Annotated in this window: 16 protein-coding genes and 2 pseudogenes; all 18 read left to right on the top strand. The window is 57.4% G+C overall.

Features of this window, described 5'->3' with window-relative positions:
• The first annotated feature begins 4 nt into the window (after nt 1-4).
• The gene (locus JCM15764_RS23135; RefSeq protein ID WP_243688803.1) at nt 5-370 is read left to right on the top strand and encodes a c-type cytochrome; all 366 of its coding nucleotides are present in this window, start codon (nt 5-7) and stop codon (nt 368-370) included.
• Nucleotides 363-707, top strand: coding sequence for a twin-arginine translocation pathway signal protein (locus JCM15764_RS11300; protein WP_243688802.1), 345 nt, complete (start codon nt 363-365; stop codon nt 705-707). The genes JCM15764_RS23135 and JCM15764_RS11300 overlap by 8 nt, the downstream gene beginning before the upstream one ends.
• Nucleotides 708-730: 23 nt before the next feature.
• A complete protein-coding gene (locus tag JCM15764_RS29685; RefSeq protein ID WP_243688801.1) occupies nt 731-1,438 on the top strand; it encodes an FAD-binding oxidoreductase in 708 nt (235 codons plus the stop codon).
• A complete protein-coding gene (locus JCM15764_RS29680) occupies nt 1,438-2,379 on the top strand; it encodes an FAD-linked oxidase C-terminal domain-containing protein (protein ID WP_243688800.1) in 942 nt (313 codons plus the stop codon). The genes JCM15764_RS29685 and JCM15764_RS29680 overlap by 1 nt, the downstream gene beginning before the upstream one ends.
• 106 nt (nt 2,380-2,485) lie before the next feature.
• On the top strand, nt 2,486-4,051 hold the full coding sequence (locus JCM15764_RS11290) for an FAD-binding oxidoreductase (RefSeq protein ID WP_054695703.1): 1,566 nt from the start codon (nt 2,486-2,488) through the stop codon (nt 4,049-4,051).
• A 31-nt stretch (nt 4,052-4,082) separates the two neighbouring features.
• Nucleotides 4,083-5,000 carry a SphA family protein gene (locus tag JCM15764_RS11285; RefSeq protein WP_054695700.1) on the top strand — a complete coding sequence of 306 codons (918 nt, stop codon included), beginning with the start codon at nt 4,083-4,085 and terminating at the stop codon, nt 4,998-5,000.
• A 52-nt stretch (nt 5,001-5,052) separates the two neighbouring features.
• Nucleotides 5,053-6,144 (top strand): butyrate kinase, encoded by a 1,092-nt coding sequence (gene buk / locus JCM15764_RS11280; protein WP_054695697.1) that lies wholly within the window; start codon nt 5,053-5,055, stop codon nt 6,142-6,144.
• 156 nt (nt 6,145-6,300) lie between these two features.
• The gene (locus JCM15764_RS11275; protein ID WP_054695693.1) at nt 6,301-7,068 is read left to right on the top strand and encodes an SDR family NAD(P)-dependent oxidoreductase; all 768 of its coding nucleotides are present in this window, start codon (nt 6,301-6,303) and stop codon (nt 7,066-7,068) included.
• Between the two features lie 27 nt (nt 7,069-7,095).
• A pseudogene (locus JCM15764_RS11270) lies at nt 7,096-8,824 on the top strand (aldehyde ferredoxin oxidoreductase C-terminal domain-containing protein).
• A gap of 187 nt (nt 8,825-9,011) precedes the next feature.
• Complete coding sequence (locus JCM15764_RS11265; RefSeq protein WP_054695686.1) at nt 9,012-9,236, top strand: MoaD/ThiS family protein; 225 nt, start codon at nt 9,012-9,014, stop codon at nt 9,234-9,236.
• A gap of 1 nt (nt 9,237) precedes the next feature.
• Nucleotides 9,238-10,083 carry a HesA/MoeB/ThiF family protein gene (locus JCM15764_RS11260; RefSeq protein WP_054695685.1) on the top strand — a complete coding sequence of 282 codons (846 nt, stop codon included), beginning with the start codon at nt 9,238-9,240 and terminating at the stop codon, nt 10,081-10,083.
• Between the two features lie 59 nt (nt 10,084-10,142).
• Nucleotides 10,143-10,311, top strand: a pseudogene (locus tag JCM15764_RS11255) (twin-arginine translocase TatA/TatE family subunit); the annotation flags it as partial.
• Between the two features lie 100 nt (nt 10,312-10,411).
• Nucleotides 10,412-10,846, top strand: coding sequence for a MarR family winged helix-turn-helix transcriptional regulator (locus JCM15764_RS11250; RefSeq protein ID WP_243688799.1), 435 nt, complete (start codon nt 10,412-10,414; stop codon nt 10,844-10,846).
• Between the two features lie 101 nt (nt 10,847-10,947).
• Entirely contained in the window at nt 10,948-11,682 is a 735-nt protein-coding gene (locus tag JCM15764_RS11245; protein WP_243688798.1) for an FAD binding domain-containing protein, read from the top strand.
• Complete coding sequence (locus tag JCM15764_RS23120) at nt 11,573-11,815, top strand: FAD binding domain-containing protein (RefSeq protein ID WP_243688824.1); 243 nt, start codon at nt 11,573-11,575, stop codon at nt 11,813-11,815. Before JCM15764_RS11245 ends, JCM15764_RS23120 begins: the two co-directional genes overlap by 110 nt.
• 11 nt (nt 11,816-11,826) lie before the next feature.
• Nucleotides 11,827-12,342 (top strand): (2Fe-2S)-binding protein, encoded by a 516-nt coding sequence (locus JCM15764_RS11240; RefSeq protein ID WP_054695675.1) that lies wholly within the window; start codon nt 11,827-11,829, stop codon nt 12,340-12,342.
• Nucleotides 12,343-12,477: 135 nt separating this feature from the next.
• Nucleotides 12,478-14,781, top strand: coding sequence for a 4-hydroxybenzoyl-CoA reductase subunit alpha (gene hcrA, locus JCM15764_RS11235; RefSeq protein WP_054695672.1), 2,304 nt, complete (start codon nt 12,478-12,480; stop codon nt 14,779-14,781).
• Nucleotides 14,782-14,850: 69 nt separating this feature from the next.
• The gene (locus JCM15764_RS11230; RefSeq protein ID WP_054695669.1) at nt 14,851-15,612 is read left to right on the top strand and encodes an XdhC family protein; all 762 of its coding nucleotides are present in this window, start codon (nt 14,851-14,853) and stop codon (nt 15,610-15,612) included.
• Nucleotides 15,613-15,641 lie beyond the last annotated feature (29 nt).

Genomic DNA, 15,641 nt, shown 5'->3' with positions numbered 1-15,641 from the left:
GAAAATGCCCTACGTCTTTGGCATGTACTGCTTCATGTGCCACAAGGAAGGGGTGCAGATCGGCCCGATGGGGATGTTCGATATGCTGTCCAAAACCGGCAACCCACTGCACGAGCAATTCATCCGGAACAATGTGCGGTTCGGCATTAAGGCCATGCCGGCCTTCCGACTGTCGGAAGTGAGTCCAAAGGAGCTTGACGGCATCGTTAAGTACCTGAAAGAGCTGGCAGCTTATCGCAAGAGCCATCCCAACTATAAGCCGCACCGGTACAGGAAGGAGGGTCAAAGAAATGATCAACCAGAGCAGAAGAGGATTTTTCAAGACCGTTTTCACCGCCGGGGCGGCCCTGGCAGCCTCCACCATGGGTAGTCAGACCCATGTCGCCGAAGCCGTAAACACAGGTCAAATCAAAGGTATCTGCCTTTACGTCCCCAGCCTGGGCAAAGCGAGCGAATTCGTGGAAGAGATGAACAGAAATGCCCCCGGCGAATGGACGGCCCGCCCGCTACCGGGAGAAATGATGGACTGCTATCTGGAAACGAAGAACATTTATGAAGAGGCCAGGGGCAATGCCAATACCTTTGTCGGGGTGGTTGACCCGGCGACCTTCGCCATTGTCCACGAGGCGATCGCCGACAGCGGCGGCAGCTTCCACTACGTTAAATACGAAGAACGGAATCGGGTGACCTTTTCCGCACAGATGTAATCCGATTTGCGAGGAGGTAGAAGATGAGTCGTTTCGTTGCGCTTCCCCAGGGAGTGTCAGAAGCAACATTCGCTAAAGCAATCCAGGAATATCGCGCACTATTGGGCGAGGGAAGGGTCCGCACCGACCCGGCTTCCCTGCAGTCCTATATGAAGATCATGATTCCGGAAACTGAAGAACTGCATAAACCTTCTGCGGCCATGTACCCGAAAACGGTCAAAGAGATTCAGGCCATTGTCGCCATCGCCAACAAGTACAAGACACCCCTTTGGACCGTCAGCACCGGTAAGAACATGGGCTATGGATCTTCTGCACCGGCGACCCGGGGCCAGATCGTACTCGACCTGAAAACCATGAAGAAGATCATTCATGTGGATGAAGAGTTGGGATACTGCCTGGTGGAGCCGGGGGTGACCTACTACGACCTGCAGCAGCACTTCAAGAAACACAAGATGAATCTGTGGGTCGATGTTCCGGCCCCCTCGGCCATGGCCAGCCCCATGGGCAACACGGCCGACCGCGGGGTGGGCTACACCCCCTACGGCGAACACTTCCTCTTCTCCTGCGGCATGGAGGTAGTCCTGGCCAATGGCGATGTCATCCGCACCGGCACCGGCGGGGTCCCCAACTCCACCAGCTGGCAGGCCAACAAGTGGGGCTATGGCCCCTATGTGGACGGCATCTTTACCCAGTCCAACTACGGCATCCTCACCAAGCTCGGGGTGTGCTGATGAAAGGTCCTCCTCCAGGGGGCTATTTCCCATTCCTCATGAAGTTCCCCAAGGTGGAGATGCTGGCCGACATCATCAAGACCCTGATGCCGCTCCGCCTGGCCCAGATCATCCCCAATGCCTGCATCGTCGTCAATGCCGGCTGGGAAGCGGCTGGTTACTTCACCTATGACAAAAACGGCAAGGGAACCAACCGGGAAACGTTCTACAAGGGGAAAGACAGCCTGCCCCCCAAAGTGTTCCAGCAGATCATGGACAAGTATGACGTGGGGGCCTGGAACTTCTATGCCGCCGTCTACGGATCGCCGGAGCAGGTCGCCCTTAATTGGAAGTATGTTTCCGGGGCCTTCAAGGCCAAGTTTGGCAACCAGGTCAGGATTATTACCGAGAAGGAAGCCAAGGACGACCCGATCTTCGAATACCGCCGGCAGCTGATGATGGGGGGAAGCACCCTTCAGGAGTTCGGTCTCTATAACTGGCGAGGGGGTGGTGGTTCCATGTGGTTCGCCCCGGTGGCGGCAGCCAGGCCATCGGAATGCGACAGGCAGATGAGGCTGGCCACCGAAGTTCTGAACAAGTACGGCTTCGACTATGTCTCGGAGTTCATCGTCGGCTGGCGCGACATGCACCATATTATCGACCTTCTCTATGATCGTACCGACAGAGAAGAAATGGACAAGGCCTACAGGTGCTTCGATGAGCTCCTGACCGTCTTCACCAATAACGGCTGGGGCACCTACCGAACCAATACCGCCTTCATGGACAAGGTTTCCCATTCCTACGGGCCGGGGATGCGCGACATTCATTACCGGTTGAAAAGGGCGCTTGATCCCAACAATATTCTGGCGCCAGGCAAATCGGGAATAGATCTTAACCCCCACAATCCCGGCTATTCCTTCAACGAGGGAGTTAACTGGGGCAGACCACTTGATGTCCCGTAACCGGGAATCGGGAGCAATGACAGAGGCCGAAATCGGCCACTGTCGGCAAAGCCCAGCCGGCGCCCTTGCCGGAGAAACAGACGCTTAAAGTCGAGGAGGCATCCACATGAGCAGCTTTATTGCACTTCCCCAGGGATTGAAAGAAGAAACATTCGCCAGAGCCATCAGGGAGTATCGCTCTCTTCTGGGGGAAAACAAGGTCCGGACCGATCAGGCTTCCCTGCAGCCCTATATGAGGACCACCATCGCCGAAAACGGGACGTCCCGTAAACCTTCCGCGGTGATTTACCCATCTGCGCCAGACGATATTCAGCGAATCGTCAAGATTGCCAACAAGTTCAAAACGCCGCTCTGGACCTATTACGGCGGCGAGAACGAAGGCTATGGCGGCGCAACCCCGGCAACGAACGGCCAGATCGTTCTCGATCTCAAGAACATGAAAAAGGTAATCGAGGTCGACAAGGAACTGGGCTACTGCCTGGTGGAACCGGGGGTAACCTACGGGGAGCTGCAGCAGTACCTGAAGAATAACAAAATCGACCTCTGGCTCGATGCCCCGGCCTCTGCCGCGGGGATGAGCGTCGTCGGCAACATTCTGGAGCGCGGCGCCGGCTACACTCCCTATAGTGAAGATTTCCTCTTCTCCTGTGGAATGGAAGTGGTGCTTGCCGATGGCAACCTGTTCCGGACCGGCATGGGAGGGATTCCCAAATCGACCAGCTGGCAGGTGTTCAAATGGGGATTTGGTCCCTATGTTGATGGGCTCTTCTCCCAGGGGAATAACGGCATCGTCACCAAGCTCGGCACCTGGCTGATGGGGGCGCCTCCTCCCGGAGGGTACATGCCATTCTGCATCAAATTCCCAAAGGTGGAGATGATCAGCGAGATCATCAAACCCCTCATGTTTCTGCGTGAAACCCAGATCGTGCCCAATGCCGCTGCACTGGTCAATGCCGGCTGGGAAGCGGCAACCGTCTTCAGTACCAATGGGAAAAGTAACGGCAGCTTCGTGAGAAACGGCGGAGGCCCGGTTCCCACTAAAAAGCTCATGGACAGCTACAAGGTCGGTGCCTGGAACCTTTACGGCGCCGTCTACGGCTCTCCCGAGCAGGTGGCGCTGAACTGGATGTATGTATCCGGCACCTTCAAGCAGGCCTTCGGCAACAAGATTCAGATCATTACCGAAAAGGAGGCCAAGGGGGACCCGGTCTTCAAATATCGGAAACAGCTGATGATGGGTGGCGTTACTCAGCAGAACCCCCTTGACAAATGGCGCGCCGGCGGCGGTTCAATGCTCTTCTGCCCCACTGCAGCGGCCCGCCCGGCCGAATGCGCACAGCAGGTCAAGGTGGCCACCGAAATCATCAACCGGCACGGCTTCGATTATCTCAGCGAGTTCAGCTTCTTCTGGCGCGATGCACGCCACGTCATGGACTTACGTTTCAACAACGCCGATCCGGCTGAATCAAAGCGTGCCTATAAGTGCTATGACGAGTTGGTGGGATCCTTCATCAAGCATGGCTGGGCGATTAACCGCACCAACACCGCTTTCATGAACAAGGTTTCCGATTCCTACGGTCCGGCCATAGCCAGGCTCAACCGCACCATCAAAAAGGCACTGGATCCGAACAACATCCTGGCACCGGGCAAATCCGGCATCACTTTAGGCTGATTTCTTTCAATAGCAGTTACAGGAGGCTCACATGAAGCTGGTAAAAGGTTTGGTTTTTGTTTGCTTGGCAACGCTCGTTCTGGTCCAGCCGGCCTGGGCATTCAATTCAAGTTCTTTCAACGGTACGGCTGACTTCTACGCTGGCGCCGCCCCCCCTCCGGGGCTGCACCTCATCGACTACAACGTCTATATGGACATAAGAAAAGTGGAAAACAAGGGACAGGGATTAACGGACGGAGCCGGAACGCTTACCGCCATCGCCTTCCGACCGATCTACGTGATGGAAAAGGGACTTCTCGGCGGCAACCTTCTGTTCCACTCCATCATTCCCCTGCTGTCAATGGAGGCTAACGTAACCGCACAGACACCGGGCGGCCCGATCACCGTACAAGGGCATGACGGCGGCCTGGGAGATATCTACTTCGGTATAGGCAATGCCTGGCACACTCCGGTCTGGCACTGGCTGACGGTACTGGACGTCATTACCCCCACCGGACATTTCGATCCTAACAAGCCCATGAATGTCGGCAATAATGCCTTCGTCATCGAACCGGTGGTAGCCGTAACCGGTCTCTTTGCCAACGGTTTCGAAACCAGCGCCAAGCTCATGTACTCCATTCCCACCAAGAACAGCGACTACATAGAACCTGGAACCGGCCTGAAGGGGTATCAGACGGGGCAGGCAATACATATGGACTACAACGTCAACTACGCCCTGACCAAGGATTTTAAACTAGGCGTCACCGGCTGGATCTGGCAGGGGCTGGAAAGCGACGAGATCGGCGGCGTTAAACGCCATGACACCAAGGACTTCGAGTTCTCCATGGGCCCGGCCATGCGCTACCAGAACGGCAAGTTCGGCCTCGTGGGCAAATACGTGGTGCCGATTTCCGCCGAAAACCGCATCGAAGCGAACCAGCTCTGGATCGACCTGATTTACTCCTTCTGAGAATACAGAACCGGGCGCCCAATTTTACAAACGCAATCAAGCGAGGGAGAACATGACAACGGACAAGAAAATACTGATTGTTAATCCTGGTTCCACTTCAACCAAAATCGGCGTTTTCACCCAGGGGAAAATGGTCATCAACCAATCGGTGAAACATGACGATGCCGAGTTGCGAAAATTTCCCACCATCTGGGACCAGTATGATTTCCGCCGGGACGCCATCTTCAAGGTTCTGCAGGACAACGATCTATCCATGGGGGAAATGGACGCCATCGCCTGTCGGGGTGGCAATGTGAGACCCCTTCCCGGCGGCATCTACCGGATCTGTCCTAAAATGATCGAGGACATGAAGAGCGGCATCTACGGCGGTCACCCCATCAATGTCGGGGGGCTGGTCGCCTTCGACCTGGGAAACCAGTTCAACATTCCGGTGCTCACTGCCGACCCCCCCATGACCGATGAGCTCTGTACCTCGGCCAGGTACAGCGGCATTCCCCAGATCAGCAGGCAGAGCAGCTTCCATGCCCTGAACCAGAAGGCAACCGCCCGGAAAATTGCCGCCGAGCTGGGTAAAAAATATGAGGAGACCAACCTCGTCGTCGCCCATCTGGGTGGTGGCATTTCGGTGGGCGCCCATCGCCGGGGGAAGATCATCGATGTCAACAATGCCCTCGACGGTGACGGCCCGTTTTCGCCGGAGCGGGCAGGATCGCTCCCCGCCGGCGATTTGGTCAAGCTCTGCTTCAGCGGCGAGTACAGCAAAAAAGAAGTGCTGAAACTGCTCACCGGGGGCGGGGGCCTCTTCGCCTATCTGGGGACCACCGATGCCCAGGAGATCGAGCGGCGGATTGCCGCGGGAGATCAGAAGGCAGCCCAGGTCTACGAGGCAATGATCTACCAGGTGGCCAAGGAGATCGGCGCCTGCGCCGCGGTACTTGAAGGGGAAGTAGACGCCATCGCCCTGACCGGAAGCTTGGTGTATTCAAAGATGCTGCTGAACAGCCTGCAGAAAAAAATCTCATTCATTGCTCCCGTTCTTCTCAATCCGGGCGAAAACGAGATGGAAGCCCTGGCCGATGCAGCCATGAGGTACTTCAACAACGAAGAGGCACTGTCCATCTATAAGCAGGACCGGGCGGCGTAACTGGTTTACGCCCTCCCCCAGCCCCTCCTTTAGGGAGGGGTGATCCAGTTCCCTCTCCCCTTGTGGACCCACAGGGCCTGAAGGAGAGGGTTAGGGAGAGGGGGAAATGAATGACCAATAACTTGTAGACACAAATTTTATAAAGGAGAAATCATCATGGGAAGATTAACAGGAAAAGTCGCCATCATCACCGGTGGTGCACAGGGAATCGGCGCTGCATATGCGGTAGGCCTGGCCAAGGAAGGGGCCAAGATCGTCATTGCCGATGTCCTTGATGGGGCAAAGGCAGTAGAGGCCGTCAAAAAGGCAGGCAGCGACGCCATTTACGTCAAAACCGATGTCAGCAACCAGGAGCAATGCGACGCCATGGCCAAGGCGGCCGTGGATAAGTTCGGCTCCCTGGACATCCTCCTCAACAACGCCGCCATCTTCGGCAGCATCGTCCTCAAGCCCTTCACCGAATGTACCGCCCAGGAATTCATGAAGGTCCTGGAAATCAACGTTCTCGGCCAGTTCAACTGCATGAAGGCGGTATTCCCCCACATGAAGGCCAAGGGGGGCAAGATCATCAACATCGGCTCTTCATCCATCAATGAAGGTGTGCCAGGCATGCCCCATTACGTGGCATCCAAGGGAGCCATCATGGCCCTGACCCGCTCAATGGCCCGTGAAATGGGTGATTACAAGATCAACGTCAATACCATTGCCCCCGGTTTCACCCATTCCGATGGCGGCAATAACTTCGACAAGAACAAGAAGCTGGATCTGCCGCCACTGGAAGAGCTGCAACTCCAGGCCCGCTGCCTGAAGCGGGAAGCGGTGCCCGAGGACCTGGTCGGCCTGGCGCTATTCCTCGCCAGCGACGACAGCGCCTTCATCACCGGCCAGATGATCGTCCACGACGGCGGCTTGTCATTCCACTAGGAGTCTGTCGGTAAAGGGAGAAGAACCATGAACAAAATCCTCCGTGTAGATATGAGTAATCTCAGTACCAGCATAGAAGCCGTTCCACCGGAATGGGCCGGTCTCGGCGGCCGTGCCCTGACATCCACCATTGTTGCCAAGGAGGTCATCCCCACCTGTCACGCACTGGGGGCAAACAACAAGCTGGTCTTTGCCCCCGGACTGTTGAGCGGCACCACTGCCGCTAACAGCGGGCGCTTTTCCGCAGGCGCCAAAAGCCCCCTCACCGGCACCATCAAGGAAAGCAATGCCGGAGGGTTGGCAGCCCAGATGTTCGCCCGCCTGGGGATCAAGGCGCTGATCATTGAAGGTCTGCCCAAAGGGAACAACTGGCACAGCCTGCATGTCAACAAGGATGGAGTATCCATCGGCGAAGAGACGGAGCTGATCGGCAAGGGGAATTTTGCCGTCGTCGAAACCCTGGAAAAGAGGCTCGGCAAGAAAACAGGGGTCATCACCATCGGCCCGGCCGGCGAGATGAAGATGCTGGCCGCCAATATCTCGGTGAAGGACTCGGACAGCAAGCTGCGCAGCCACGGCCGCGGCGGCCTTGGAGCGGTAATGGGCTCGAAGAGGATCAAGTTCATCTCCATCGACGACAGCGGTGCCCCCGGCATAAAACTGGCCAATCAGGAAAAATTCACCGCCGCTGCCAGGGTCTTTGCCAAGGCCATCCTCGAACACCCAGGGACCGGCCAGGGGCTGCCCACCTTCGGCACCGCGGAAATGGTCAACATCGTCAACGAGGCAGGGGGGCTCCCGACCCGCAACTTTACCTATGGTCGTTACGAGGGAAACGAAAAGATCTCCGGCGAGACTTTGCGTGAAACCATCATCGAGCGTGGCGGCAAACCGAAGCATGGCTGCCAGCCTGGCTGCATCATCCAATGCTCCCAGGTCTACAACGATAAGCAGGGCAATTACGTCACCTCCGGCTTCGAGTATGAGACCATTGAAACCCTGGGAGCCAACGCCGGTCTTGGCGATCTTGACCAGATTGCGACTGCCGACAGTATCATGGACGACATCGGCGTTGATTCCATCGAGACCTCTATCGCCTTCGGCGTAGCCATGGAGCAGGAGTGCTCCCTTTCGGCGACGGTGAAGGGGTACTCCGCATCCTGAAGGAAGATATCGGTAAAGGGACACCCCTCGGCCGGATCATTGGCAGCGGCGCCGGTCATGTGGGCAAGGTATACGGCGTCACCCGGGTACCGGTGGTGAAAAACCAGGCCATTCCTGCCTATGACCCCCGATCCATCAAAGGCATCGGCATCACCTATGCTACCAGCACCATGGGTGCAGACCACACGATGGCTATGCAGTCGCCACCAATCTGATGGGTGTCGGTGGAGGCATTGTCGATCCCTTGAAGAAGGATGGTCAAGTTGAGTTGTCCCGTCACCTGCAGATCGTCACCGTCATGCTCGACTCCATCGGCCTCTGCCTGTTCATAGGTTTTCCCGCAGCAGATATTCCCACCTGCGTCCCGGCTTTGATCGACATGCTCAATGCCCGCTTCGGCCTGGAGCTTACCCCCGACTGGATTGGCGGCCTGGGGGTCAATACCTTGAAGACCGAGCGTGCCTTCAATCTGGCGGCCGGTTTCACCAATAAGGATGATCGGCTGCCGGAGTTCTTCAGGGAACCGCTTCCACCCCACAATGCCGTGTGGGATTTCACCGATGAGGAAATCGACGCGTTCTGGAATTTCTAGGAGACTGTCGGACTTAGGGATCGAAGCGAGAGAATGGAAAATCGAGGACGGATATTTGGAAATTTGAGAGCGAATAGTGGACCTATTTGTCGAAAATTTACGGAGATCCGGACCGATTTGCCATTTTCGCAGCCGATTCATTCTAAGTCCGACAGACTCCTAAATCGGGATGGAAAGGGGCTGCCCAATGAACATAACCGTAAAATTGTTCGCCACATTCCGCTTCGGACGTTTTGCCGCAGCAACAAGGCAATACCCACCAAGCACGCAGATCAGCGAGATTATCGATGAACTGCAGATACCGGTTTCTGAAATCAGCATGATCATGCTCAACGGCAGACATGCCGATCCCGATCAACGGCTGAGGGATGGTGACAGTCTTGCCCTCTTTCCTTTGGTGGCAGGAGGCTGACATGGACGAGTTGCGCCAATTCCTAGCAGAGCGGGCGGAAAATGGTCTTATCTCCTGGGCCAGCCAGGTTGCCGCTGCCGAACGCTTCCATACCACCCTTGCCCAGGTGGAAGAAACGGCATTGCTCCAGGAGATTCTTCCCGCCCGCTACCAGCGCAATCGTCAGGCGATCAACATTGCCCAGCAACTGACACTTTTCCAAGGGGTGGTGGCAGTGGCTGGCTGTGGAGGGCTTGGCGGCTATATCATCGAGGAGCTGGCGCGGCTCGGGGTTGGCACTATAGTCGCCATCGATCCGGATGTGTTCGAAGAACACAATCTGAACCGCCAACTGCTCTCCAGCCCAGCCAGGCTGGGAGAGGCAAAGGTTGAGTCAGCTGCAGCGCGGGTGGCCGAAATCAACCCGGCGGTGGCATTGGTCCCGGTACAGATTGCTTATGCACCAAAAAATGCCGCCCAGCTTTTCCAGGGTGTCCAGGTGGTGGTGGATGCACTGGATTCGGTTTCGACCAGGCTGGCTTTGTCCGACAGCTGTGACAGCTTGGGGCTTCCACTGGTGCATGGCGCCATCGGCGGCTGGTTCGGCCAAGTCGTCACCCAGTTTCCCGGAGACGGAACAATCCGGCAGCTGTACAGCCGCTGGGTGGAAGGCAAGGGCCTTGAGCAGCGGCTGGGTAATCCATCCTTTACCCCGGCGCTGGTGGCCAGCATAGAGGTAGCGGAAGTCTGCAAGATTCTCCTTGGCGCCGGCAACACCCTGCGTAACAGGAAACTCAGCATCAATCTTTTGGACATGGAATTCGAAGAGATCAGGCTTGACGGTCAGGACAAGGCAGTAGGCCAGTAAAAGTTCCATAGCGACCTACTCATGACGTTTTTCAACAACCTGCTAAAGGAGCGCAAATTATGTTCGGATTCGGCATGCCGGAACTCATCATCATCCTGGTCATCATGCTGGTCGCCTTCGGACCGGCAAAACTCCCCCAACTGGTTCGGCACTGGTGGAGCAATCAGGAATTTCAAGAAGGGCTCTGAAGAGCCGGTTGCATTGTCTGGCAATGGTAAACCTGAGAATGAGAAAGAGCTTCATCCCTCTAGCAAGGGCAAAAAACATATAATCCGGGAAACACTGTTTTATTTCCCATTGACAAAAAACCACACCGGAGATATCTTGTATGCAAGAGGAATTAACCAGGATGATCTCCTACCGGGACAACATAGTTTTTCTATTTGCCAAAGCCCATCAGCGCGCCCAGGGAACCCTGAAGGGACGACTGCAGACATTTGCCCTCACTCCCATGCAGTGCCTTTTCATGGAGGCACTCTGGGAGGAGGACGGACTTTCCGTCGGCGAGATCGGTCGGCGCATCTCCCTTGATACCGCCACCCTGGCCGGCATCCTTGACCGGCTGGTGACGTCGGGCTGGGTGAGAAGAGAGGCCGATGCACAGGATGGGCGGGTGGCAAGGGTTTACCTGACTGAAAAGGGAACTGCCGCCATCGGCCAACTGGCGGCAGCCATGGAACAGACCAACGACGAACTGCTGAAGGGCTTTTCACCGGAGGAAAGGCTTCTCCTGAAGCGGTTTCTCAAGGATTTCAGGGAATGACCACCGTCCATTTTTTTTGAAGAAATAGCTTGTATGCAAGATAACAATGACAAGGGTCCGACAAAAGTTGTGGAAGACCCGACAGCCTGAGGAGATGAACCATGTACATGCCCGATTTTGCATATCATGCCCCCCAAAACCTTGATGAGGCCTGCACGCTCCTGGCAGAGCTTGGCAGCAAAGCCATCGTTCTGGCGGGAGGAACCGATGTCCTGCACAAGATGAAGGTTGGAAAACTGGCTCCGGAGAACCTGGTCTCCCTCAAACACCTTGACGACCTGCGTACCATTCGCCATGAACCGGGCCGCGGCATCGTCATAGGGGCACTGACCAGCCACAATGCCATCTACACCTCGAAGCTTCTCCAGGAACGTTTTCTGTCGCTTCCCATGGCTGCCCACACCATGGCCTCCAACCAGATCTGCAACATGGGGACAGTGGGGGGCAACATCGTCAATGGCGTCCCTTCTGCCGACCTGCCGCCAATCCTCATTGCTCTTAATGCTTCTATCCGCTTGGTTTCCGTCAAAGGGGAACGAACCATGCCCCTGGAGGATTTCTTCCATGGTGCGGCCGAGACAGTGATTGCGCCGGGAGAACTCCTTGCCGACATCACTATCCCGGACCAGCCCACCACCGGCAGCACCTACATGAAGTTCGCTTGCGCCGCTCCGGCGCTTGGCCGTTGTGGGGGTTGCCGTCTCGGTCAGGGTTGCAGGAGACACCCTGGAGGACGCACGGGTCGTCCTGGCCTCTGCAGCTCCTACCGTCATGCGGGCCAAGGGAGCGGAAGACTTCCTGCGGGGCAAAAAAATAAACGACGACCTGTTGGCTGAAGCCGGGGAAAAGGCTGCGGCAGAAAGCCGCCCACGGGACAGCATCCGCGGCTCTGCCGAATACCGGCGTAACCTGGTTGGCGTACTGACGAAACGGGCACTGCGCAAGGCTATTGACGAAGGCCACGTGTGAGGAGGAATGATATGCAGCAAGTGATAACGGACAAAGACGGGGTGCAGCGCTACCTGATCACCCTGAACGTAAATGGAGACGCCAAGACCGTGCTGGTAAAGGGCAACGCCATCCTGACCAATGTGCTGCGCGACCAGCTGGACCTGACCGGCACCAAGAAGGGGTGCGAACTGGGAGACTGCGGCTCCTGCACGGTCCTTCTTGACGGCAAGCCGGTTGATTCCTGCCTGATGCTGGCAGTGGAGGTGGACGGCCGGGAGATCACCACCATCGAAGGTGTCGCCGCCAATGGCAAACTGGACGCCATCCAGGAATCGATGATCAATCATGCTGCCGTGCAGTGCGGTTACTGCACCCCCGGCATGGTCCTGTCGGCCAAGGCGCTCTTGACCCGTAACCCGCACCCTACGGAAACTGAGGTAAGGGAGGCCATCGCCGGCAATCTCTGCCGCTGCACCGGCTACGTCCATATCGTGGAAGCGGTTCTGGCCGCCTCCCAGGGGCGGACAGCGCCGGGAGACCACTGACTAAAAGTCCCCCTTTAACAAAGGGGGATTCAGGGGGATTTGTCTTTAGTTGCGACAGGAAATCCCCCCCAGCCCCCCTTTTCTAAAGGGGGGAGCTCTTGCGGAAGGTCGATCAACAGATTAAGGAGACTCCAGATGAACGACAACCATAAAGTAATCGGCCGCAGCGTGCCGCGCATCGACGGCCCCGATAAGGTTACCGGTGGCGCCAAGTACACCGGCGATCTGAAATTCCCCAACATGCTTTACGGCAAAATCCTCACCAGCCCCTACGCCCACGCCCGGATCGTCTCCATCGACACCTCGGCTGCCGAGGCGCTGCCGGGGGTCAAGGCGGTCATCACCCATAAGGACGTGCCGGAGCTGAAGTACGGCCTGAGCCCGGCCCGCTGGGACGAGAACATCTTCTGCATCGACAAGGTCCGTTTCGTCGGCGATAAGGTGGCGGCAGTAGCCTGCGTGGACGAAGAGACCTGCTACAAGGCCATGAAGCTCATCAAGGTTGAATACGAGGAGCTGCCGGCAGTGCTGGATTTCCGCCATGCCATGGATGAGGGGCAGCCCCTGGTCCACGAAGAGTACGAACGGAACATCAATACCGAGATCCACCAGGAGTTCGGCGACGTGGAAAAAGCCCTGGCAGAGGCCCACCATGTGCGGACCGACACCTTTGTCGGCCAGCGCACCTACCAGACACCCATCGAGCCCCACTCATCCATTTCCATGTGGGAGGGGGAAAAGCTGACCATCTATGCCAGTACCCAGTCTCCCCACTACTTCCAGTACTACATCGCCCGGGAATTCGGCATGCCCATGGGTGATGTAAGGATCATCAAGCCCTACCTGGGGGGAGGGTTCGGCGGTAAGCTGGAGCCGACCGGCCTGGAGTTCGCCGGGGCAGTGCTTGCCAAACGGACCGGCCGGCCGGTGCGGACCTTCTATGACCGGGCCGAGATGTTCGCCCACAACCGGGGGCGGCACGCACAGTACATGGAGATCACCACCGGGGTGGACAAGGACGGCAAGATCCTTGCCGCCAAGGCCAACTTCATCATGGACGGGGGCGCCTATACCAGCCTGGGCATCGCCAGCGCCTACTACGCCGGAGCATTGCTCCCCATGACCTATGAGTTCGACAATTACCAGTTCGATATGTTCCGGGTCTATACCAACCTCCCTGCCTGCGGCGCCCAGCGAGGCCACGGGGCTCCCCAGCCCAAGTATGCCTTCGAAAGTCATTTGGATAATGTGGCCGCCGACCTGGGAATAGATCCCATGGATATCCGCATCCGCAATGCCCGGCGTGCCGACACGGTTACCCCCAACGATTTCCAGGTCAACTCCTGCAAAATGCGCGAGTGCCTGGAGCGGGCCAGGGAAATCTCCGGCTGGGATGAGAAAAAGAAAACCCTTCCCCACGGCCGCGGCATCGGCGTCGCCACCGGCAGTTTCGTCACCGGCGCCGGCTATCCCATCTACCGCACCGACCTCCCCCACGCCGCCGCTTTCATCAAGGTCCATGAAGACGGCACGGCAGCGACGCTCTACACCGGCTCCGTTGACATCGGTCAGGGGTCCGATACCATTCTCTGTCAGATGGCTGCCGAAGCCATGGGTTATCGCTACGAGCAGATGAAGATCGTCGCCGCCGATACGGAGATCACGCCACTGGATTTCGGCGCCTATGCCAGCCGCCAGACTTACATGTCCGGCGCCGCCGTCAAGCAGGCCGGGGAAGAGGTCAAAAAACAGCTCTTGGAGATGGCTTCGACCATGCTTTCGCTCCCCGCCGATGACCTGGAATGCGAGGAAGGAGTTATCTTCTCAAAATCCCGCCCTGGGAAAACCGTTACCTTCGAGGAGACGGCCCGCAGACACTTCGTCCTCAAGGGACCGCTTTTGGGCCGGGGCGCCTACACGCCTCCCAAGCTGGGGGGCAGCTTCAAGGGGGCTGCGGTGGGCACCTCCCCAGCCTACAGCTTCGGCGCCCAGGTGGGCGAGGTTTCCATCGACAAGGAAACGGGAGAAATCAGCGTCGTCGGCATCTGGGACGTGCATGATTGCGGCAAGGTCATCAATCCGCGCCTGCTCCACGGCCAGGTCCATGGCGCCCTCTACATGGGAATGGGGGAATCGGTCTGGGAGGAGGTCCTCTTTGACGACAAGGGACGGATCAAGAATGCCGAGCTGGCCAACTACCGGCTTTTGACCGCCATGGACATGCCCCCCATCCAGTCGGAGGTTGTCGACAGCATCGAACCGACCGGGCCGTGGGGGGTGAAGGAAATCGGCGAAGGCTCGACAAACCCGACCCTTGGAATGTTCTCCAATGCCATCTTCGACGCCATGGGGGTACGGGTCAACAGCCTTCCCCTCACCTACGAGAAGGTATGGCGTGCGCTGAAGGAAAAAAGGGAACGGGAAGAGGCAAAGGCATAATGATCAAACGCCCTCCCCCCTGCCCCCTCCCATAAAGGAGGGGGAGAAGAGTTTTACAAGGAGTCAGCCATGTGGGACTGGATCGGCAAACTGGATGAACTGCGGCGCAGCAATCAACTTGCGGTGCTGGTGACGGTGACCAAGAGCAGCGGCTCGACGCCGCGCAAGGGAGGGGCGAAGATGATCGTTCTTCCCGACGGCACCTTTTACGGCACCGTGGGAGGCGGCACCCCCGAGTACTACGCCCTTGAGGACGCTCGCAAGTGCTTTGACAGCATGCAGGGGGGCAACAGCAGCGTTCCACTGAAAGCGAGAGGCGAGTTTCCCGCCTGCGGCGGCACCATGGAGTACCATATGGAACTGATCAATGACAATCCGGTCCTTTACGTCTTCGGCGCCGGCCACATCGGCCAATCACTCGCCCATGTCCTTGAGGGAACCCCCTTCCGCGTCCACCTCATCGATGAGCGGGACGAATGGATCAACTCCCCGACCCTCCCCGGCAGTGTCATCCGCCATCAGTGCCACTACAGCGATTTTATCGCCAAAGCCAACTGGTGCGACAAACGCTCTTTCGTCACTATCATGACCTATAGCGGCACCATGGACCAGCAGGTGCTGGAAGAGGTGCTGCCCCATCCGACACGGTATGCGGGGATGGTGGGAAGCAAATCAAAATGGGCCGGCATCAAGAAAAACCTGGAGGCTAAGGGGCTGGATCTCTCAGCAGTTCGCTGCCCCATCGGCCACGACAACGGCGGCAACTCCCCCCGGGAGATCGCCATCAGCATCGCCAGTCAGCTCCTTGCCACCTATTACGGCCGGGAGTAAGGTCATGAAAGCGCTGAAGGAACGGATGA

Origin of the sequence: Geotalea toluenoxydans JCM 15764, assembly GCF_001311985.1 — a bacterium.
Classification (GTDB): Bacteria; Desulfobacterota; Desulfuromonadia; order Geobacterales; family Geobacteraceae; genus Geotalea; species Geotalea toluenoxydans.
This window is presented reverse-complemented; position numbering and strand designations above follow the sequence as displayed.

Bases quoted from the DNA above. Each gene is read 5' to 3' on its own strand.
- JCM15764_RS11300 (WP_243688802.1), top strand. From the start codon at position 363: ATGGGTAGTCAGACCCATGTCGCCGAAGCCGTAAACACAGGTCAAATC.
- JCM15764_RS11230 (WP_054695669.1), top strand. From the start codon at position 14,851: ATGTGGGACTGGATCGGCAAACTGGATGAACTGCGGCGCAGCAATCAA.
- JCM15764_RS29685 (WP_243688801.1), top strand. From the start codon at position 731: ATGAGTCGTTTCGTTGCGCTTCCCCAGGGAGTGTCAGAAGCAACATTC.
- JCM15764_RS11275 (WP_054695693.1), top strand. From the start codon at position 6,301: ATGGGAAGATTAACAGGAAAAGTCGCCATCATCACCGGTGGTGCACAG.
- JCM15764_RS11245 (WP_243688798.1), top strand. From the start codon at position 10,948: ATGTACATGCCCGATTTTGCATATCATGCCCCCCAAAACCTTGATGAG.
- JCM15764_RS11290 (WP_054695703.1), top strand. From the start codon at position 2,486: ATGAGCAGCTTTATTGCACTTCCCCAGGGATTGAAAGAAGAAACATTC.
- JCM15764_RS11250 (WP_243688799.1), top strand. From the start codon at position 10,412: ATGCAAGAGGAATTAACCAGGATGATCTCCTACCGGGACAACATAGTT.
- JCM15764_RS11265 (WP_054695686.1), top strand. From the start codon at position 9,012: ATGAACATAACCGTAAAATTGTTCGCCACATTCCGCTTCGGACGTTTT.
- hcrA (WP_054695672.1), top strand. From the start codon at position 12,478: ATGAACGACAACCATAAAGTAATCGGCCGCAGCGTGCCGCGCATCGAC.
- JCM15764_RS29680 (WP_243688800.1), top strand. From the start codon at position 1,438: ATGAAAGGTCCTCCTCCAGGGGGCTATTTCCCATTCCTCATGAAGTTC.
- JCM15764_RS23135 (WP_243688803.1), top strand. From the start codon at position 5: ATGCCCTACGTCTTTGGCATGTACTGCTTCATGTGCCACAAGGAAGGG.
- JCM15764_RS11260 (WP_054695685.1), top strand. From the start codon at position 9,238: ATGGACGAGTTGCGCCAATTCCTAGCAGAGCGGGCGGAAAATGGTCTT.
- buk (WP_054695697.1), top strand. From the start codon at position 5,053: ATGACAACGGACAAGAAAATACTGATTGTTAATCCTGGTTCCACTTCA.
- JCM15764_RS11285 (WP_054695700.1), top strand. From the start codon at position 4,083: ATGAAGCTGGTAAAAGGTTTGGTTTTTGTTTGCTTGGCAACGCTCGTT.
- JCM15764_RS11240 (WP_054695675.1), top strand. From the start codon at position 11,827: ATGCAGCAAGTGATAACGGACAAAGACGGGGTGCAGCGCTACCTGATC.